Raw genomic sequence first — 19,702 nt, 5'->3', positions numbered from 1 at the left:
GATTAAACGGTAGTAGGCTGAACGACAGGGCTTATTTGGCCAGGTCGATTCGGATGGGTCGGTTGAGTTTGATGGTGAGCGCACTGCCGCCCGGCCCACCCACGTCGAGGCCAGGGGTGTTGGCCTGCACCTGAAACGTAAACAGCCCGTCGGCCACCGAAAACAGGTCGTCCAGTTGCGTGCGGTCGGTGTAGTTGATGCGCCAGGGGGTGTTTTGCGGTGCCGAGATAGCCGTGATCCGCAGGCCTGGCGGGGCGGTATAGAGTTCATAACGCTCCGTGGTTTTGGCGAAGGTGCTGTTGTCGCCCACCTCGAAATAGACGCTCAGAATCACCCGCGCCTCATCGACCACGATCACCTGCGCCGAGGCGTTCACCTGCGGATTGCTACCCCCAAACTCGCCCGAACCACGAACTAGTAACGGCTTGAATGGCCCATAATGGCCCGTGAAAATGGCGGGGTGCAGGTTGGTGGCCTTGCCCGTAGGTGGCGGTGGGGGTGGAGCACCTCCGCCGCCACCAGCTACCGCCGCAATAGCCTTGTTCAGCGATCCCAGAGCTGCCTGAAGACCCGCCTGCTTGGTTTGCAGTTCGGTACGTTGCGCGGCCAGCTGTTGCAATTCGGGATCGCCGTTTTGCTTGCCATCTTCATATTCGGCCACCAGTCGGCGGTAGCTAAGCGTAGTGGTCCGGAAAGTGGGGTCGGTAAACTGCCCGTCGAGGGCGTCGGCCTGCCCGAAGAAGGTACGTAGCCACGGGGCATCAATAGGGGTACCCTTGCTCAGCGCAGCCAGGTGCAGGTCGGTCCGTGTGAGCTGGTTGCGGTACATGGCCAGCCGCCCCGCCGACTGGCTCTGCTGGGCGTCTGACAGGGCCGGGATGGTGCGGAAAGACACCCAGCTACAAAGGGCCAGCAGGCCTAGCAGCATCAGGTACGACAACCCAAAGCGGAGTTGTCGGCGGCGGCGTTCGGTGTGGTTCTCGGGTTTCATGGGCGTTGGCTGGCTTTCATGGCGCGGAGGTTATCGAGGCTAGCCTGTTTCAGCATCACCTGTGTTTGCAGGGCCTGCACCCCGGCGGTGAGACCGTCGAGCTGGCTTTTTATCTGCGCTTTGGCCGAGGTCTGACTTTGGCGATTGGTGGTTTGCAGGGCCACCAGGTCCAGCAGTTTCTGGTAGTTCTGGCCCGTGGTGCCGGTTATCTGGCTAAAGAGGCTGTCGGGGGCATAGCTTTTCCCTAGCCGCCCAATGGTTTCTTCGAGCTGAAACCGCACCGACGAAAACTCGCTGGCTTTCTCCACAGGGTCGGTCTTTTTCAACTGCCGAAACAGGCTGTCGGCCAGTTGGGCATCGGCGATATACTGGTTTTCCTGCTCGGCGGTGATGGACTGCCGCCCCCCGCTGCCGCGCCCGGCCACCCAATACATACCGCCCACCACGCCCGCCCCCAGGACCAGCGTGACGAGCAAAAATTTGACAAATGATGCGTTCATGGGAGAAGGGGAATTTGGAGTTTTGAGTTTTCTGTTCACCCCCCAATCAGCACCGTGGGTAACCCCATGATGATGGTGCCTCCGTGGGCGGTGGTGTCGCCCATGCGGGCGGCAGGCTTACCTCCGATCAGCACCGTTTTCGACCCCAGCAAAATGGAATCGGGCGGGCCAACGCACAGACACATATCGCCCATGCAGGCGGCGGGCATGCCACCAATAAGCACCGTTGGGGTGCCTGGCGGCAAAATTGGCCCACCCACGTGGGGTATGGGCGGCAGGCCCGGTGTGACCATCGGGCAGAGGTGGTTATCGCCAATGCGAGCAGCGGGTTGTCCCATGAGTGAACGAGTGAATGGTGAAAGATTGAACGAGTGGATGGTGAAAGAGTGAGACGGTTCTGCACCTGGCCTGTGTCCCCACAGGCCAGGGTGCGGAAAAGGCTGGTGTCAGCAACTTTCGCTCTTTCACTCTTTCGCCATTCACTCGTTCACTACTTGCTCCAGAAGCCCACTTTAGCGGCGGGTTTTGGGGTTACGATGTCTTGTTTTTCCACGAAAAATTCATCTTTCGAGCGTTCCAGATAATTCAGGTCGCTCAGCTTCGAGAAGAGGCGATACAGGCAGTCGTTCATGCGGATGAACGACGCCATAATGGGTTGGCAGTCAGCGTGTTCGTAGGTAGTGTCGAGCATCTCCTGAAGGGTCGTTTCCCACTCTACGGGTGTTACGGGCGTCCAGTTTTTGATGTAGTTGAACATGGCCTCACGCTCCCGGTCGGGGGTGCTCTGGATGGCTATTTGCAGGCTCCGGGCCAGGCGTTTCCCCACCTCGGCCAGCCCCACCGGCGACTCGTGCATACCCCGCAACTGAAACGAATCGAGCTGGTTGCCGAGGCTGTGCAGACAGGCCTCGGCCACGTAGCCGATGCTGGTAGCCAGGGCGTTGGGCTGCCCCGACCGGGCGTTGGTGCGTACCCGCACCAAAATGGCCGTGGCGTGGGTGAGCAGTTCGCTCAGCCGCTTGCGAAGGCTGTGGTAGAGGTCGCGGTAGTCAGGCACGGACCCTACCATGCGGGTGGGCGGCAGGTAGCCTTCGGCCAGGCTGAACACCCCGTTGGCCAGCAGCAACTTGGCTACAGGCAGGTGATAGGCCGCCGCCAGGGTCGTGTGCAGGCTGGCTACGGGCACGGCGCTCAGCCGCAGACCCGTCCAGACAAAGGGGTAGCGGAGCGGCTCTTCGTCGGGGTCGGGCTGCCCGTGGGGCTGGGGATCAAACGGGTTGGCCTCCACCACCACATACCCCACCGACTGCCCCATGCGCACCCACGCCTCCCGCACGGCGGTCAGGGGCAGGGTTAAGGCATCGGCAGGGTCGGTGCTGAGTTCAATGCGGGCACCCCCCGGCGTGATAGCCCGGCACACCGACAGCACCACCGACTGCCCGTCGCAGGTGATACGCAGGGGCGTATCCTGCCCGGCGGCGGGCGGTAGCAGGCCATAATCAAGTCCCGACAGCATGGTCCCCGCTGCGTCGCGGGCCATGTCGCGGGTGGCATCGTCGGTGGCCAGCAGGTGGCCCCGGGTGATCTTCATGCCGTCGGCCCAGTTTACAGGCCAGTGGGTGATTGAGGGAAGCATTTTCTAAGGGAGTTTTCAGTTTTAGGCGCGGGGCAGGGAGCGTAGGGCAGGGAGCGGATTGCTCTACGCCCTCTGCCCTACGGCCTTTGCTCTTTTTCTACGCTGCTCACATAGCTGCGGGCTACGATAACGGCGTCTGACTTGAGTTGACTTCGGTTTAGGGAGAGGCTGGGGTCGAGGTATGATTTCACGAGGCCGCGCAGTTTGGGTCGGTAGAAGACCCAGCCCAGCAGGCTCCCCTCTGTGTCTACCTCGTGGTACTGAATGGGACTTTCGGGGTCCTCTTCGTGGTTGTGCGAATAGATCATGTAGTGAAACAGATCGTGCAGGGTGCGGTCTATGGGGGCCTTCACGGTGTAGGTGGTCAGCTGCGGATTATCGGGCGCTTTGCTCACCTGCACATGCAGCCGGATGGTGTCAACTAACTCAATAAGAGGCACTTCGCGGTCTACGGGGTAGAACCATTTGCGGTACACCCGCGCCGGAATCAGCGCAAATGCTTCGTAGGCCAGCATAAACACGGTGGGCAGATAAAACGGTAGCCACCCCAGCGACATGGCGGGCAAAAACGGGCCGGTGGTGCGCAGGAGGCCGTAGCCCAGCGTTTGGGCCATGGCCAGCAGCGTGGCCGTAAGGGTAAGCAGAGCCAGTTCGTCGCCGATGAAGGCATCGCGCAACCAGGCAAACTGCTGCCTGGCCATTACCAGGTGGGCCACCCCCAGCACCAGCACCATGCCTTCGAGCCAATAGAACCCCGTGGTTACCGACTCTACCCTGGCCAGGGCAGCCCCCAGCGCACCAGCAATAACCAGCCCGGCCAGCAGATACAGGCCCATCTTTTTGTTGAGCACGTCGGGTTTTCGCCGCAACAGCAGCACTGTCAACGCCGCCAGCGCTACGCTTAGCAGGCTAACAAGGGTGAGGAGGAGGTCGGTAGTCATGGAAGTTCAGTTGTCATGCCCAGCCGTCCCGTGGTTGCTTCTTTCGAGAGGCGGAAGGCCGTGGCAGCGGGGTTGGCCAGGGGTTGTATGGTATAATCGGCTTCGGCGGGCAGCAGGTAGTCGGCCAGCATACGCACCTGCTGCAATCCAACGCCCCCCGGTAGGTAGTGGGTAAGTTGGCTGTTGGTTAGCGGACCAATGAGCAGGTGAATACGACCGCCCAGGGTGGCATTGGGAGGCTGGGTAAGTACAAAGTCGATACCTACCCGCCCGCTGCCCAGTCGCGCCGGATTCCAGGTGGCAACAGGCATAGGGGCGGGCATTCCACTGCCCGCCTGCCACCCAAACCGAACCTGCACTGGAACCCCCAGAAACTGGCTGAAGCAGGCAGCCGTCTGCTCCCAGTTGCCCACGGTTTGCCAGGCACCGATGATAATCAGAAAGAGGGTTAGTTTCTGGGACATGGTTAGCGTTTTGGTATGTATCTCAGGGGCCATAACGTGCAGTAAATCAGTGAGTAGCTGGTCGTCATCGCCCGAAAGTGTATTGGTTTCAAACTGGGCAATCTTTACTTTCTGATGGTTGAATGCATTGTCGAAAGGCAGGAAAAAATGCCGCGATTCCTGCTCCTGTTTTTCTTCTTTCTGTCGAATTTCAGCCCATTCATCTTCGTCTTTCGTTCGTTTCTTGGCCCGGTGAAACAGGCGTTCCGGCAGGGTATCGTAGAACCCGTCGCGGGGGATGGTCACCTGCCAGCGGGGTTCGGTTTGGTCACCCGCCCGGTTGGTCACTGTCAGCACGTCGCGCTCAAACTGATAAGCCGACGATGCTTCTGGCTGTATCACCAACCCCGTTCTGGCAATCAGCCCGTTGGACAGCAGGTCGTCTACGATGGTCTCGAACCGCAGCCGCCTGGTGGCCATCTGATTCAGGAGTGCCTCTACTTCATCGACCGGTATCATAACCTCGTTCGTTTAGGCGGACACCAGCTACGGGAGACGCTTGTTTAGATACCAGCACCCGGTAGGGTAAAATCGTAAATGACTGCTGATCAATGATATGCTTCAGCCGGTGGCAGTATTCGTCCCATTGGTCGGGTGGGGTTGCTTTGGCGGGGTTGGGCGTCAGTACCACGTCGATAGTTCTGACCAGCCCCTGGCTTTTCGACACGCCCGGCGTAACGCCTTTTGTCACGGCCACGGCACTGAGCTTATCGCCGAGTTCGGCAAAACAAACCGCCCTGATGTCGGCCACGGTCACGATGCGCCCGCGGGTGAGCAGGGCCTGCCGAAAAGCCGGTAGGGTGTCGTCGGGAGTCAGCGCGTTTCGGCCTCCGGTGGTGGTGGTCAGCAGTACCGATTCGTCGTCGACAAATGCCAGTTGGCTCCGGTCTTTGCTCAGCTTGGTGCCGAAAGGGATCCTGTTGGCCTGTTCGGCGTAGGTGCTCCAGAATTTAATAGTGAGCCGCCCCGCTTTTTCGGGGGTTTTCACCGTCACAAAACTGCGCTGTTCGCCCCCGGTGCCAATGGCCGCGTTTATTTTTTCCAGCCGTTTTCGTATCTCTTCGATCTCGGTTTCCAGTTCGCTGCGCCCCAGCGTCATAAACATGGCACTCTCGTCGCGCAGCAGGGTGGTGAGGTAGGTCAGCATATCGTAGCCGTCGCGCTCGTCGAACCGGGTGATGCCCCCCTGCCGCAACACGTACTGGTACTGGCTGTCGCGGCCCAGTTGCTGAGCCTGACTAATGCTACCGCCCCCTGGCGTTTCTACGCTGGCTATTTCCAAAAAAGCCTCCTGTGCCTCTACCCGAACCGGAAAAACGTTGAACAGCGGTCGCAGTTCATGCGTGTCTACGCACAGCCGCCGGTTTAGCACCGGAAAGGCGTTGACCTCGATGTGGGTGCGGTAGGTTGTTTCGGCGGGCAGACTAGCCGGAAACACGATCTTCAGCCACAGCAGGTTCTGGACAAAGTGTTTGGCCAGTTCTTCGGGCGTGAATGCCCCGTCTAATTCAGCCGGGAAGCACCCCTGACCATTTATCAGCGAAATGGGTTGCCCGGTCTTTTGGGCTATGCTGCTGATTGTCAGGAAATGACTGCCATAAAACCGCTGGGTGTGTTCGTGCATCTGCCCGGCAAGCGAGTTGGTGTCGGCCAGAGGCATGTCGGGCAGACCAGGCTGACAGGTAAGCTCGGTATCGGCCATGAACACCCGTGCGTCCACCATCTTGTCGGCATGGGCCAGGCGTAGCGGGTCGTTGCGCCAGTCGAAAAACAGCGTCATATCGGTCAGGGCGGTCGTGTCTTCATCTACGGTCAGCCCCAGCCAGCAGGCATCGCCGGGGAGCACCTGGTTCAGAAAGGCCTCTTTAGCCCCCGCCCCATAGTCGCGCACTTTGTTTTGGATGATACTGGTTTTAAGGGCTACGTTGCTGAGTTGGAAGGTGCCTGCGGGCGAAAAGTGCACCTCGCGCCCCCCCGTATTGCAGCTAAAGACGTGGGTAGGCTGCACTGTAAACTGAGGGTCAACTACGCGCGTCCGCATAACGGCATGGGCGGGCTGAGCACCCGTTAGCGTACCGGGCGTAAGCAACTGAGCCAGCCGCTGAATAATGCGGCTGCGGGAGTTCTGCAACTCGTGGTGCAACCCCTCAATACCCGTGGCGAAGGCACCCAGCAGCAACCCCACGAGCGGGTCGAACCGCTCGACGGCCATGTCGGTTTCGTCGTAGTTCCAGAGCCGGGCTACCTCCCGAATCATTTCGCTACGGATGTTTTCGCGTGATCGCTGGCGTTGTGGTGTCATCATCGGGGTTGATTAAGAGTAGCGTACTACCCGAAACTTCATGTCGGGCAGCAACTCGCGGGTTTGCACCAGTCGGCAGCGCACTATAATCTGCACGTAGCGGCAGATGCGAGGGTTGCGCCCATCAATTTTCTCTTCTACGTCGGCCACGTCTACCGTCACGCGCTCCGGTTCAATGCGCTTGTCGAACTTGTGGAGGAACTCCTCTACCGCCCGCTTGATCTGGTCTTTGCTGGGCGTGTCGTTGAGTTCCTGAAACTCGTAGTTGTGCAGTACGCAGCCATAGGTGGGGTCGTAGTGGTATTCGTTGGGGCGCGTGGCGAGGTAGAGCGCAATATTTTGCGCCACCGATTCTTGCAGTGGCAACTTGTCGAGCACCTGCTGTTTGGTGAGCGCACCAAAGGAGGGCGGAATGGCATAGTAGTCGGTCATGGGTTGGCGGTCAGTTAATCATGACGACGGTTCCTTTTAGTGAGGCCTGCCCGCTGCTTTCCAGGGCCAGTTGTGCATTGGCTTTGAGGGTAGCGGTGGCGTCGGCCTCTATAGCAATCTGCGCGGCACTGACCGCCAGCTTGGCCGTAGCGCCCAGGGTAGCGTTTGACATGGCCGACAGGGTGAGGTCTTTGCCGCAACTCAGTTCAAGGTCGCCCGACCCGGTTCTGAGCAGCATCGCCTGGTCGGCTTTCATCTCAATGGTTTTGGCCTTCATCGAGATGGTGTCTTTGGCTTCGATATTGATCGTGCCCTCGCTCTTAATATTGATCGTCGTGTCGCCGTCGAGTGAGAGCGCGATCTCGTTTTTGTTGGCTTTGTTATAGATTCTGATGTTTTCCTTACCGTCTGTGTCGTCGATGATGATGTGGTTCCCTCCCCGCGTAATGATGCCCTTGATGTTGTTGTCTTTGTTGAAGAGTGGGCCGGGTGCGTCGTCTTTCTTATACGTGCTCCCCGTCACAAAAGGCAGGTCGGGGTCACCGTGTTCAAAATCGACAAACACCAGTTCACCCATTTCAGGCACGAAATAAACCCCCTGATCTTGGCTGCTCATGAGGTTGGTAACCCTGATCCAGGGGGTGGTTTTGTCGTCGGCGATTTGCCAGTAGAACTGCACTTTCACCCGGCCCAGGCTACTTTCGTCAGCCACTTTTTTCACGGCAGCTACCTGCGGGCGGGCCACGGGTGCCACAATGCGGTAATCGACCGGTGCAAAGTCAGCGTCGTGGGGAACAGCCCCGAAGGTAGCCCGGTACACCCCCCGCGAGTCGAGCGAGTGATTGAGCCGGGTTACTACAAACGTGCCGTAGTCGATGGTGTCCTGGAGCGTAGCCCCCTGCCGGGCATCGGTGGTTGCGTAGATATTGTCTTTTACTTTAATCAGGCCCCCCAGTTTGATTTCCATTTCGGGGGTTCGCCCCTGTAGCACAGCCAGTTTGTTAGCCTGTTCGCTTTTCTTAAGTTTCACGGCCTGCTGAAGTGCCGGGCCACTTTCGTGGAAATCAAATTGCTGGAGTTCGTCTTTGAACAGCTTCTCCGATTTGTCGTAGCCAATACGGGCCATAGCCTGAAGGCCAGCCACAGCGGCATCTTTCGAGAGATGTTCGGAGCCAATGTTGGTTTCGTAGTTGTAATAATTGGCCTGAAAATTCAGGGACGTAACGCACACGCCATACTCCATGTCGAAGAAGTTGACGCCTTGCCACAGTTGTACTGCGGGTGCCGATGCCCGGCCACTTTTGCCAAACACTAGTTGCTTTCCGTCGTAGTACATCCACTCGCCATATTTTTCGGCCAGCCGTTGCAGAAAATGAAAGTTATCTTCTTCATACTGCGTGATATAAGGTATAGTGCCGCCAAAGGATGGTGAGACCGTTTTCTGCATCGAACCGAAGGGTTGAAGCACGTTGCCCACAATGGCCGACAGCGACATCTCCGTAAACGAGCGGGTGGTGCGACCTGCGTTCAGCAGGGCCGTGGGACTCAGGCCCGAAATGAGATAGGTCGTGGTATTATTCTGCTCTTTAACCAAGCGGACGTTCATAATCAGGCCAACGAAAGTCATGGTCTGCTCAGCGGCCCCCACCCGCCCCTGCTTTAGCTTGATGGTGATTTCTTCGCCCACCAGTTTGTCGGCCAGTTCCTCCAGCTTGCTCGCCGGGTTAGGGAGCATATCGGGCGATACGCTGACCTCGAACGTGTGGTGCGTGTCGAACTGCTGATTGATCTGCACGTAGTTGACCCGTTTCAAGGTGGTAGCCTTACTGGTAATTTCGGCAGAGGCGATATACGTGTTGCTGTTGGCAGGCATGGCATTTCCTAGAAAGCAGGTGAAGGAATAGTGTTCGTTTCCGCATTTATCTGCCGAACGGCGTCCCGAATAGTCTGGTCGTTGTACTGATTTAGCTCTGGGTAAGAGGCTCTATATCGCTCCCGGAACTCCTGCCAGGTGAGCAAGTCCTGATCTTCCGGTTCGTAAGGGTCGAATGATATGCCGCCGGTACGTTCCGTAATCCGTCTTCGCAGCACGGTGATGTACTCACGTTGCGCCCCGGCGTCCTGGTTAAAACAGGCCATCGGAATGCTCCGCCGTCCGTCGTAAACGGAGTCCACGCAGGCTTCCTGCCGCCGTCGGATCATGATATCAACGGCTTGTTCGGCCATTGAAAAATCGTCTATCACCTGCGCCAGCGATACTTTGTTCGTGGCTAATGTTGGCCGTAGGTTCATGGGATTACGTTGTGCCATCGTATCGAAGAGCTGATACAAATCGGTCAGGTAACGCCTCATCAAGGCCCGTCGTCCCAGGCCCCAGGGTTCGTCGGGTGTATGACCGTGCCGTAGGTGCCCGTGCCCCGCCCGGTCGGTCAGCGGAAAGGCGGGGTCTGCAAAATAAAGTATGTCTGGATGGTCAATCTGCGTATGGGCGTAGGTATCGCCAAAGCGGTGGAGCAGCAAACCCAACCGGACAAAATCAGTGTCGCGGGTGGCCAGCAGCAATTGCCGGGTTCGTTCTTGTTCAGCCGCAGCACTGCGGCCGGTGAGTGCATGAAGGCCATGCTCAACGCGAAGCCGCCAACTGTTAGGCACTAAACGCGAAGACGGTATGTCGCCCGTTCGAAAGAGGTAGCTTACTTCAAGGTCGGTGGCATCGAGCATGCTTACCTCGTCGGGCATTTGGGCGAAAAAAGCGTGCTGCCGGGCAATGCGGTTCAAAAAGCCAACGGCAATTGACACGTAATACACCGAATAGTAATGTCCTGACTCTTCCATGGTTAAACGACCTGTGGTTTCATGGCCCAAATGGGGTAATACAACGTGCTGAGCTGGTAGAAGCCATCGGCCTCGCCCGCCACCACCGAAGCCCCATTGTTGAATAAATGCTTGTTGGCTTTGTTGCGCGGAATCACGCCCGGATTACCAGCCTCGCGGATGCGGCAGTTCTCGGCGGCGGTGTCGAAATCCATGCGTTCGCAGGCACCAGCAAAGAGCGTCCACTTGTGCAAGTTGCCCGGCCCCATGGCCCATGCCATGCTCAGAATAGCCATTTGGGCGTCGGCGGGCCAGTTATCAAAATTCCTGAATGGCTTTTGCCGTTTCAGGAAGGCCTCGTTCTGAAGCAGCCGCTGCTGAATCAGGTTGTCGATGGCCGTCTCGCTCAGTTCAAGGTTGGTGAATTTTTTGCACGCCCGGTGGCCTAGTTTGGCTAACTCCTGGTGGCTTTTCAGCAACTTCCACTCAGCCTCAATAACGGCCCGACTAGCCGGGGCCTCCGGGGTTTTAATGCCCGGTTTGTTTTGGTACTGGAACGGTAGGCTCAGGGCCGCACTGATGGGGTCTATCAGGTTACCAACTCCCACGGTTACCAACCCCAGAATGTCGAGATACATGTACTTAACTACACCTTCAAATGGTTCGTTAAACCCCCGGAATGACTGATTGACGCTGGTGTGCATAGTTGTAAATGCTTATCGTGTGAGTGGTAAACTGCCCGAAAACTCCTGTTAATGAGTGCGTCGGATTTTTTGAAAGCGGGCACCGTCAAAGGCTCCCCGCGTTCCGCAATAGGCCCCCTGGCAGCGCAGTTCGGTGTCCTGCAACGTCAGCACCGACCCGTTCAGGCGCAGCACCAGCTGGCAGGGTTTTGTTTCGTCGAGGCCGTCGGCCGTTAGTGTCAATTGCCCCTTGGCCCATACTGCCCTGCCCTCTAGTTCGCAGACCTGCCCCTGATCGAAGGTGAGGCTCACCACCACGTTGGCATCGCCGTCCTGACTACGCAGTATACGTACCCTATCTGGCTGACCGACCTTGTTTTGATGGGTATGTCTGCCTTTGACTGAGGTAGTCAGCCGACGGCTATAATCGCCGAAGAGTGCGTCTGGTGGTCGGGCCGATTCTGTTAGAAACAAGCTGATTATCAGCGCAATAAGGGTCTGTTTGCCGATGATAAAGAGTGGACTCATGTGGATTTAGACCAGTACCAGACTGGTTAGAAAGTCAACAATGGCCGTTGTGTCGTCGCGAATCAGTACGGTTTCGGCGGGTACTACCTCGGAAATGTGGCTGCGTTGCAAGCCCGGTAGGTAGACCTGGCTGGCACCACCCCAAAAGGAAACGGGAGCGGTGAAAGGCCGGGCATACGCTTTGCCTTCCCGGGCGTACCCTTTCTCGGTTTGTGGACCAATGTTGCCCGTGAATCCGTAGACATCCTGACTGATGCGGATGACCAGCAGCGAGTTAAGGCCGTTCCAGTTGTGCAGTACGGCGTTTCGTTGCCGAATGCAGTCTGGCAATGTTTTACCAGTTTCCTGACAATAATCCAGCACGTCGAGCAGGTCATCAATGGTGCCCCAAAAGGCCGACGTTGATTCCCTTGGCAATCCGTTTTTATCTGTGTACGCATTGAACACGTCCCAGTCCGTGAATTTGTAGAGGAGGGTGCCCGGTTTTATACGTTCATGCTTCGCTACCAAGCCGTTGAACGAGTTACGTACGCTGGCGGGGAGTTGATCAAAGCGGAGATCTTCATTGAGTACCATTGGCTGGCTATTGACAGGTGAAAACTTAAGCCCGCACTGCCTGTCTGGCTGGTTAGCAGCAGGCAGTGCGGGGCATAATCCTACGCGCTACTCCCGCTGGAGTTTCAGCTTCTGGCCGTTCACGTCCATATCGCGTGAGCAGATCGTGAAGCTCTGCGTACCCGTGCCACTGCCCGACAGGCTAAACGATTCGCTGAAATTGATGACCGCCGAGTGCGAAAACTTGATCGTGCGCAGTTCTTCGCCCTTCTGGTTTTTCAGTTCGATACTGCCGCTGATGTCGTCTTTGTGGGGCAACACCATAAGCTCAATGATCTTGGCATCGGCGTTGCGGGTTTCAATAGATACGTCGATGTTGCCTCCAAATACCTCCGACGTAGTTTCGTTGGTGTTGGGATTCACGTGCTGGTGGAAGCTGTACGAGCAAGAGAGGATTTCGTAGTCCTTGCCGTCGATTTTCAAACTGGATTTGTGTGCCATTGTGTTGGTTGGTTAACTTGAGACAGAAATTGGTTTATTGTTTTAAGTCCGAATCCCACTGGCCTTTGGTGCCCGTAAGGTTGATCTCGAACACTTTGGCCGGGAAAAAGGGCCGCAGTTTCACGTTGACGATGACGTGCGTGGGCTTGTCGGGATGCCGCCGGATGTCGAGGTTGCTGAAGTCTTCGATGATCTTGCCCGGCCCGCGAATCTGGCTCAGGAAACTGGCCACCTGCCCTTTGATTTCTTCGATCATTTTGTTGTCGATGTTCTCGAAGGTGCGGCGGTTCAGAAAGTCCTGAAACACCTTGCCGATCCAGTCGAAAACCCGGACTACGCTATAGGTTTGCAGGCCCACGTTGTCGCCGTTGAAGAGCGTTTTGGCCGAAAACGGAATCACCCGGCCATATTCATACACCATCGGAATGAGGCCTTTGTCTTCAAGCTGGGCAATTTCGCCTTTGCGCATACTGAACCGCACCCCGCTGGCCATTTTGAGCTTACCATGCTGCACCCCCGCCGAGGGCTGGGCAATGTGGCCTCCCCAGAGCATGCCGGCCAGGGCCATGGCCGGCGATACGTAGAGGTGTTCTTCCTGCCCCAGTTCGGTGTAAGCTTCGCGGCCCACGATCCAGTTGCAGGGCATCATTACGTTAGCTTTGTGAGCATCGGCCCCCGACAGCTTGTCGCGCTCGAAGGTGGCCTCCACGCTGTCGGGGTCGTCGAGGTGGCGGTAGTCGGTCAGCAGCATGACCTTATTTTGGTGGGCCAGCGCCGCCCATTTATCAACGATGACGTTTTTCTTGAGCCAGCCCGGCAGCACCAGCAGCGAATAGTTCTCCGAGAGGTCCATTTTGTCGTAATTGTCGCGGAGTTCTTTGGCAATCTGCTCGTAAATGCCCGTGGGGTTGCTAAACCCATCAGCATCGGTGGTCATGTCGTTGCCCGCATCGAAGAGCACCAGGTTTTTGACCTTTTCGGCTTCGGTATTTTCAAAAAACAACGACAGCGACCGGTACGAGGCTTCCAGCTCTTCGGTGTGGGTGAGGGCACTAGCCACATTTTTCTTCAGCGTCTGGCTGGCCGACGTGGCTTTTTCCTGGGCTTCGGCCACCATATCGGCCACGTTGTCGTGGGCGGCCAAGAGCTGGGCGAAGTCCCGCAGCCGTTTTTTCAGTTGCTTCCGGTCGGCCTTGTTGTCTTCTTCCGACAGGAAAATGTTTTTGCGGGCTTTCTTGGTGGGGTCCATGTTTTCGGTGCCGTCCACCACGGTTTTGATGAAGTCAAAACCACCGTATTTCGTCAGTTGCTGAATGCTCTCGGCCAGTGACCGGGTGGGCGGGGCCGCCACCCGCTCTTTCACGAGGGGCGCATTTGCCAGATGTTGTTCTTCCTGTGCCATCGGTTTGCTGCGTTGGGAGAGGTTGTGAGGGGGTAGAGGTTAGTTGGCGTTTTTATCGTTACTCTCAAGCTCGTCGGCCATCACGTTGAGGGCGTCAATAAATGCCTGCTTCGCCTGCGGGTCGGCCAGCACTTTCTGGAATGTCTTGTTCGACATGAGCCGCTTTATCAGGGTCTGGTAGTTGTCTTCCTGGGCTTGCAGGGCCTGCAAAAACGCGCTCTGGTCAATGATGCCCTGCTTGCTGAAGGCCGTCAGGTTCTGAAAAAACAAGGTTTCGTTTACTTCTTCGCCGCCTTCGGTTTCGTGGGTCACCTCCACCTGCGGCTGAAAGGTGTCGAAGGCTTCCTGTAATTTCTGCACCCCCATAACGGGGGCCTGACTCAGCGAGTCGGTAGTGAACTTGCCGACCATCGCGGTTTTGTTCTCCTGGAGGAATTTGATGGCCTCGCTGGTTTCTTCGGGAATGATCACACCCCCGATCTGAGGTTTATTGACTGCCATATAGCTATTGATTGAGTTTACGTGTTATCAGCGCCTGGCCGTTACAGGCGTTTTGACCATTGAATCCAGTAGTCGAATCCGGTGCCCCCACTGCCTCGGTACGTATATTTCGCCGCTCGTAACGCCGATGTCTGAATCGGCAGCCTGCACGATTTTGGCTTGATTTTTCTCATCCAGATACACCATGCCGATGTGGTGCCACTTGCCACCGCCGTCATCGTGACTCACCAAATCAGCGTTCAGGATATCGGTTGGGTCAGTGACAATGGCGAACCCATAGTGGCCTGGATTATTGAACAAAACGGCGATATCTATCTGGAAGACAGTGGTTTGACTCCATACTTTGCCAATGCAGTATTCAACAAAGCCAATACAGTCGAAGTGTCTTTTGCCAATACACGACTCGCCCCACACAAGCCCGTTGCCACTGGCACCACGGGGTTGCACTTTACCCTTAAACTTCCATATTCGGGGAAACAGGCCGTTTTTACCTGGCTCGTCTTTGCCCGCCTTCAGGTAGTTGCTGATGCTTTGACTCGATTGTTGTGAATACTTGCTGGAGCAACCGGCGCAGGTGTTTACGCCCTCAATGCCTGTCCAGGCCGTTCGCACCAGCGGCTCCTGCTGACTGAACGAGGTGGGTAATAGTTTAACCAGGTCACGTCGGAAGCTGGCTCCGTCGGCCAGGCCGGGCGTGTTACCGGCGGCGCCCCACACGTAGTGCGCTTTGCCAACGTGACTGAGCGCTTCGTCGACAATGGCTTTACGCTCGGCCAGTTTACCTTGTGGGGTAGAGAGTTTCTTGGTCACCTTAACCTCAATAGGAAAGGCAAAGTCGTAGAGACCCGCAAAAGCTCGCAGGCTGGTTTGCCCGATTTTTAGTCCGGTCAGGTCAAAGTAACGGGAGCCGTTGACCCGTCTTTTTTCCTGCATTTTTACCAGATCCTGATCGACAACTACGCCGAGATCATTCCCTAGGAAATCGCCGCCCCACAGGCCAACTGTTCTTGTTTCGCCGGGGTGAATTTCATAGGTCACCAGAGGGGAGTATGAAACTGCATCGAAGAAATGTGCCATGAGCTACCAGTTATGTTGTTCGTGTGGATATAGTTGACATCGTAAAAACCACTACCCGATCCCGTGAACCGTTTCAAATGTCAGTTCACCCGCTTCATTTGCCGTCAGATTGAGCACACTGCCTTTGCCGATTTCGCCGGCGATAATCATGCGCGAAAGGGGGCGGCGGAGGCGGTTGCGGATCACGCCGCGCAGGGGCCGGGCACCGTATTTGGGCGTGTAGCCTTCCAAAGCCAGTTGCTTTCGCGCCTCGTCCGACACCGTGAGCGTGATGCCCTGCTTGGCCAGCGCCGCCAGCAAGGGTTTCAGCTGAATGCTGAAGATGCTCATCACCGCCGCTTCCGAAATAGGCAGGAACGGGATGATCTCTGTGAGGCGACCCAGGAATTCGGGCCGGAAAAAACGACCCATGATGTCCAGCAACTCGCCCGAAGTGGCCAGTTCGTTGTTGGCGGCTTTCTCCACCACCCAGTCCGAGCCAATGTTAGACGTGAAGAGGATAATGGCGTTGGAAAAGTCGCCCTCGCGGCCCAGGCGGTCGTGCAACAGACCTTCGTCCAGGATTTGCAGGAACAGATCGAACACCGACGGGTGGGCCTTTTCGATCTCGTCGAAGAGCACCACGGCGAAGGGTTGCTGCCTGATTTTGGTAACGAGCAAGCCGCCATTTTCGTAGCCTATGTAGCCGGGAGGGGCACCATACAAAAGCGCCGCCGAATGCTCTTCTTTGAACTCCGACATGTCGAACCGGATCAGGGCGCGCTCGTCGTTGAACAGGAAATCAGCCATCGACTTGGCCAGCTCGGTTTTGCCGGTGCCGGTGGGGCCGCTGAAAAAGAACGACCCAATGGGTTGACCGGCCCGGCTCAGGCCAGAGCGGTTTTCCAGAATGGCGTCGGCAATGATGGTAGTGGCGTGGTCTTGCCCCACCACGCGCTGCCGCAGGTGTTCGGCCAACACCAGCAATTTCTCCCGCTCTTTCGACTGGATTTTTCCCAGCGGAATACCCGTGCGGCGGGCCACTACGGCGGCAATTTCGGCGGAGCCAACCTGTTCGCCCAGGGCCGTGCTGAGGCTGTCGAGGTGGTCCAAAAGTGCCTTCAGGTGGTCGGCAAGGGCTTCTGGCAGGATAAAGTCGGTAGTGTCGGTTTCGTCTTCGATCTTACCCAGCAGCACCGGGCTGAGGCGGTGGTTCAACTGCCGTTCAAACCAGCGGAGGTCGGTCAGGGCTAGTTCGGGCAGGGCCTCGGTTTGCCCGTCGGTCAGGCTGTGCAGCTCGGCGCGGAGGCGTTCCAGTTCGGGCGCAGTAGTAGCGTTGGCCAGTTTCAAGGCCGACATCGTGCGGTCGATGAGGTCAATGGCCGCATCGGGCAGGCGGCGGTCTTTGAGGTAGCGCCTCGCCAGCCGCACGGTCTCGGCCACGGTGCCGGGGGCCAGGTTCACGCCGTGGTAGGCCTCGAAAGCCGGCACCACCTTACTCACCATGCGAGTGGCGGTTGCCTCGTCGGGTTCGTCTACGGTGAGCACCTCGAACCGCCGGGCAAAGGCCTCGTCTTTCTCGATGTACTTCCGGTATTCGTCGTTGGTGGTGGCGCCAATCAGGGTCAGCTCACCCCGCGCCAGTTCGGGTTTCAGCAGGTTGACGGTGCCCACCGCCCCGCCGTTGGGGTCCAGCAGCGTGTGTATCTCGTCGATGAAGAGCAGGGCTTTATCGAACGTCTTTAGCTCGGTCAGGATGGTTTTGAGCCGCTCTTCTACCTCGCCTTTATACGAGGCCCCCGCCACCAGCGAACCAACATCCAGTTGCAGTAAAGTGGCTTCCTGAAGCTGTGGGGGTACATTGCCAGCCACAATCTGTTGCGCCAGGCCTTCTACCAGTGCTGTTTTACCCACGCCCGGCTCGCCCACAATGAGCACGTTAGGCTTCAGCCGACGGCCTAGAATTTCCAACAGTTGCCCTGTTTCGCGGTCGCGGCCCACAATAGGGTCCAGCTTACCATCGCGGGCGGCGGCGGTGCGGTCGGTGCAGTATTTAAAAATGGATTTGGCCGATTTGTCAACTGCCGCAACTGCGCCGTTATGGGGGGCGGCTTTACCATTGCTATGTCCATTACTACCCACGGCCTGTTGAAGCACAGCATCGCGCAGGGCGAATTCGAGCAGTTGGTTTTCGGTGAGGGGAAAGGACTTAAGCTGATCGGCCGAAAACGCCAGGTTGGGTTTGGTCATAGCCGTTAGCACCGCCAGTGGGCTAAGGGCTGTCTCGCCGAGTTTCATGCGCACCACATCGGCTACTTCCAGCAGGGCGCGGGTGGTTTCGTCGGCGCGGGGGTCTTCGGTGGGCCGGGCCGATTTGGGGCTGGCTTCCACCCTAATGTCGGCCCAGTCGCGGAGGTAGGCTACGTCAACGTCCCAGAGCACCAATTGTGAGGCCAGGCCCACATCATTATGCAGTACCCCTGTCAGCAAATGCCCCGGAGCCAGCGCGGGGTGCTGATGTTCGCGGGCCACGGCCTGCGCAATTTGCACAGCCTGACGTAGTTCGTCGGTGTAGGCGAGTGAAAGCATAATGACTTGAAGGTGTGGATGTGTGGTACTGGGCAAAGGGCAAAGCAGCAAAGAGCCTGGAGCGTAGGGCAGGGGGCAAAGCGTATGGGCTAATCAGCGTTCCAGGCTCTTCGCCCCCTGCTCTTTGCTCAAGACAAACGTACTAGGTAAAGGCAGGCTGCCGCGTCCCATAAAAAGGGGACAACCCGGCAGTAATGGGCACTTGGGGTAACAGGTTCTTGTTGGTGTGGATTTGGTGCCCAGACAGCGCTACTACGGATTACCTGCCGCCGAGAGCTTGTTTGGACAGGTCAAAATTCGATAGGGTAGCGGGGGCATACCTCCCCTGAACAGGGTATTTTTCGCTCTACACCTTACCGCTTACACAGTTCGTGCTGCGTTGCGTTGTTACAAATGGTCGGTTAATCATTAGATGATGTGGGTTTTGACCTAAACCTGGACCCGCCGGTTAAGCCGCACAACGAACCGCCAGAGGGCAGCCGATTATGTCGTGTAGATGAGATGGCAGAAATAAATGGGTGAGCGAGCCAGCGGTAGGGGATTGGGACCAGGGATAGCGAAGAACGATCACTGCCTGCTACCAGGTCCCTCCGTGAACTGATGGTCATTAATGCCACGCTTGACGCTTTTGTGAACAAAGCAGCAGTGACCTACACACACTATAAAGAATCTTCGTAGATAAGTAGTTAAATGATAATTGGTTGAGGATACAAAAAAATAGCAACAATCAACATAATATATACGTAACGACCGTTTACTCAAAGCTACCGGCCTTTTTCGTTTTAAGCTTAATCCATAGAATACATAGCCCATCGAAGGGAGCATACCAGCTATTCTTAACCTGTGAGTTTGCCAATCTGCCCATCCGACAACTCTAGCCTGATATCGGTTAACCCCCGCCCTACCTTGTTATGAAACAGACTCTGCTAGTGCTAAGCGGCCTCTGGTTGCTGCTTGGCTGCCGCACCAGTTCCGGTACGTTTGCGCCACCCCGCTCCCTGATTGGCCACAGCACCGCTTTTCCCGTTCAAGGTTATTGGGGCATCACGTCGGGCAAAAACATGCAGATTGGGGCATTCCGCCTCACCGCCGTACATACCGACCGCCGGGGGAGCCGTTCGCGCACGGCAGCAGTTGGACCACGCAACATATGGGTGGGCCGCCGCCGGGCAATACGCACAACATACGCGCAGGTGCTTGATTTTGAGGCTATTGGATTTGATGAGCTGCCTGTTCGGGTGGTGGCTACCGACGAAGTGAATGCATAGGCTATCAATCAGCTTATCATTCCAACGGGCGCAGGTGGTTTGCTTCGGTGGGCCGACAATACCCGACAGACTATTGAGTTTGCCGGTACGGTTGCTTACCCAACAGATAGCACCAGCGCCAAATGGCAGTTTGCGTTGGCCAGTAACTGGCAAACGGGCATGCCACCCGAAGAGGCCCTGGAGCAAGGTATCCTGACCAACGAACGCAGTTTGATCCTCATTAGTCCGTCGATGAGGACGGAGGTGGTTAATCAGGCTACCGACGAGCTAGCCCGTTTGCCAGGGTTGATGGGGCGTATGCAGATCGGCTATAACTTTTATGAAGACGACACGCTCATTGGCCACTTAAACAGCCTTGACGGAAAAATGTGGTTAGATAATGGGTTGTCTGACCAACGAAAAACGCTGATCTGCGCCGTAGCCGTAGCGTTACTGAAGCGATGGTCGACTAATGAATTGGCGCGGTGAACCAAGAGCTAAGAGCCAAGAGCCAAGAGCCA

20 protein-coding genes are annotated in these 19,702 nt (G+C 57.0%); 2 read left to right on the top strand and 18 right to left on the bottom strand.

The window, feature by feature from the left end; all coding sequences use genetic code 11:
- Window positions 1-31 precede the first annotated feature (31 nt).
- The 18 genes from J2I48_RS15725 to J2I48_RS15640 form a co-directional block, all read right to left on the bottom strand.
- The gene (locus J2I48_RS15725; RefSeq protein WP_207336422.1) at window positions 32-991 is read right to left on the bottom strand and encodes a hypothetical protein; all 960 of its coding nucleotides are present in this window, start codon (window positions 989-991) and stop codon (window positions 32-34) included.
- The gene (locus tag J2I48_RS15720) at window positions 988-1,491 is read right to left on the bottom strand and encodes a hypothetical protein (RefSeq protein WP_207336421.1); all 504 of its coding nucleotides are present in this window, start codon (window positions 1,489-1,491) and stop codon (window positions 988-990) included. The genes J2I48_RS15725 and J2I48_RS15720 overlap by 4 nt, the downstream gene beginning before the upstream one ends.
- A gap of 35 nt (window positions 1,492-1,526) precedes the next feature.
- Window positions 1,527-1,829 (bottom strand): PAAR domain-containing contractile injection system baseplate protein, encoded by a 303-nt coding sequence (locus tag J2I48_RS15715; RefSeq protein ID WP_207336420.1) that lies wholly within the window; start codon window positions 1,827-1,829, stop codon window positions 1,527-1,529.
- 152 nt (window positions 1,830-1,981) lie between these two features.
- Window positions 1,982-3,127: a hypothetical protein gene (locus J2I48_RS15710; protein ID WP_207336419.1), complete on the bottom strand. Its 1,146-nt coding sequence runs from the start codon at window positions 3,125-3,127 to the stop codon at window positions 1,982-1,984.
- 77 nt (window positions 3,128-3,204) lie between these two features.
- On the bottom strand, window positions 3,205-4,068 hold the full coding sequence (locus tag J2I48_RS15705; RefSeq protein ID WP_207336418.1) for a TssN family type VI secretion system protein: 864 nt from the start codon (window positions 4,066-4,068) through the stop codon (window positions 3,205-3,207).
- Window positions 4,065-5,030, bottom strand: a complete 966-nt coding sequence (locus J2I48_RS15700) for a type VI secretion system baseplate subunit TssG (protein WP_207336417.1) — start codon at window positions 5,028-5,030, stop codon at window positions 4,065-4,067. Before J2I48_RS15700 ends, J2I48_RS15705 begins: the two co-directional genes overlap by 4 nt.
- Complete coding sequence (locus J2I48_RS15695; RefSeq protein ID WP_207336416.1) at window positions 5,014-6,876, bottom strand: type VI secretion system baseplate subunit TssF; 1,863 nt, start codon at window positions 6,874-6,876, stop codon at window positions 5,014-5,016. Before J2I48_RS15695 ends, J2I48_RS15700 begins: the two co-directional genes overlap by 17 nt.
- A 9-nt stretch (window positions 6,877-6,885) precedes the next feature.
- A complete protein-coding gene (locus J2I48_RS15690) occupies window positions 6,886-7,305 on the bottom strand; it encodes a GPW/gp25 family protein (RefSeq protein WP_207336415.1) in 420 nt (139 codons plus the stop codon).
- Window positions 7,306-7,315: 10 nt separating this feature from the next.
- Window positions 7,316-9,178 carry a type VI secretion system Vgr family protein gene (locus J2I48_RS15685; protein WP_207336414.1) on the bottom strand — a complete coding sequence of 621 codons (1,863 nt, stop codon included), beginning with the start codon at window positions 9,176-9,178 and terminating at the stop codon, window positions 7,316-7,318.
- 8 nt (window positions 9,179-9,186) lie between these two features.
- Window positions 9,187-10,140: a hypothetical protein gene (locus J2I48_RS15680; protein WP_207336413.1), complete on the bottom strand. Its 954-nt coding sequence runs from the start codon at window positions 10,138-10,140 to the stop codon at window positions 9,187-9,189.
- Between the two features lie 2 nt (window positions 10,141-10,142).
- A complete protein-coding gene (locus tag J2I48_RS15675) occupies window positions 10,143-10,823 on the bottom strand; it encodes a lysozyme family protein (protein ID WP_207336412.1) in 681 nt (226 codons plus the stop codon).
- Window positions 10,824-10,871: 48 nt separating this feature from the next.
- Window positions 10,872-11,330 carry a hypothetical protein gene (locus J2I48_RS15670; protein ID WP_207336411.1) on the bottom strand — a complete coding sequence of 153 codons (459 nt, stop codon included), beginning with the start codon at window positions 11,328-11,330 and terminating at the stop codon, window positions 10,872-10,874.
- 6 nt (window positions 11,331-11,336) lie between these two features.
- Window positions 11,337-11,906 carry a hypothetical protein gene (locus J2I48_RS15665; RefSeq protein ID WP_207336410.1) on the bottom strand — a complete coding sequence of 190 codons (570 nt, stop codon included), beginning with the start codon at window positions 11,904-11,906 and terminating at the stop codon, window positions 11,337-11,339.
- Window positions 11,907-11,993: 87 nt separating this feature from the next.
- On the bottom strand, window positions 11,994-12,386 hold the full coding sequence (gene tssD / locus J2I48_RS15660; RefSeq protein ID WP_207336409.1) for a type VI secretion system tube protein TssD: 393 nt from the start codon (window positions 12,384-12,386) through the stop codon (window positions 11,994-11,996).
- Between the two features lie 34 nt (window positions 12,387-12,420).
- Window positions 12,421-13,788: a type VI secretion system contractile sheath protein TssC gene (locus J2I48_RS15655; RefSeq protein WP_207336408.1), complete on the bottom strand. Its 1,368-nt coding sequence runs from the start codon at window positions 13,786-13,788 to the stop codon at window positions 12,421-12,423.
- Between the two features lie 39 nt (window positions 13,789-13,827).
- Window positions 13,828-14,289 (bottom strand): hypothetical protein, encoded by a 462-nt coding sequence (locus tag J2I48_RS15650; protein ID WP_207336407.1) that lies wholly within the window; start codon window positions 14,287-14,289, stop codon window positions 13,828-13,830.
- 27 nt (window positions 14,290-14,316) lie between these two features.
- Window positions 14,317-15,366 carry a hypothetical protein gene (locus tag J2I48_RS15645; RefSeq protein ID WP_207336406.1) on the bottom strand — a complete coding sequence of 350 codons (1,050 nt, stop codon included), beginning with the start codon at window positions 15,364-15,366 and terminating at the stop codon, window positions 14,317-14,319.
- A gap of 51 nt (window positions 15,367-15,417) precedes the next feature.
- On the bottom strand, window positions 15,418-17,934 hold the full coding sequence (locus J2I48_RS15640; protein WP_207336405.1) for an ATP-dependent Clp protease ATP-binding subunit: 2,517 nt from the start codon (window positions 17,932-17,934) through the stop codon (window positions 15,418-15,420).
- Between the two features lie 911 nt (window positions 17,935-18,845).
- Between J2I48_RS15640 and J2I48_RS15635 the strand changes: the two genes are divergently transcribed.
- Window positions 18,846-19,202: a hypothetical protein gene (locus tag J2I48_RS15635; RefSeq protein ID WP_207336404.1), complete on the top strand. Its 357-nt coding sequence runs from the start codon at window positions 18,846-18,848 to the stop codon at window positions 19,200-19,202.
- Window positions 19,203-19,241: 39 nt separating this feature from the next.
- Window positions 19,242-19,670 carry a hypothetical protein gene (locus J2I48_RS15630; protein ID WP_207336403.1) on the top strand — a complete coding sequence of 143 codons (429 nt, stop codon included), beginning with the start codon at window positions 19,242-19,244 and terminating at the stop codon, window positions 19,668-19,670.
- The last annotated feature ends 32 nt before the right edge of the window (window positions 19,671-19,702 follow it).

The organism is Fibrella aquatilis (assembly GCF_017353255.1).
Classification (GTDB): Bacteria; Bacteroidota; Bacteroidia; order Cytophagales; family Spirosomataceae; genus Fibrella; species Fibrella aquatilis.
Note: the sequence above shows the minus strand (reverse complement) of the source record. Positions and strands in the feature narration are given on the sequence as shown.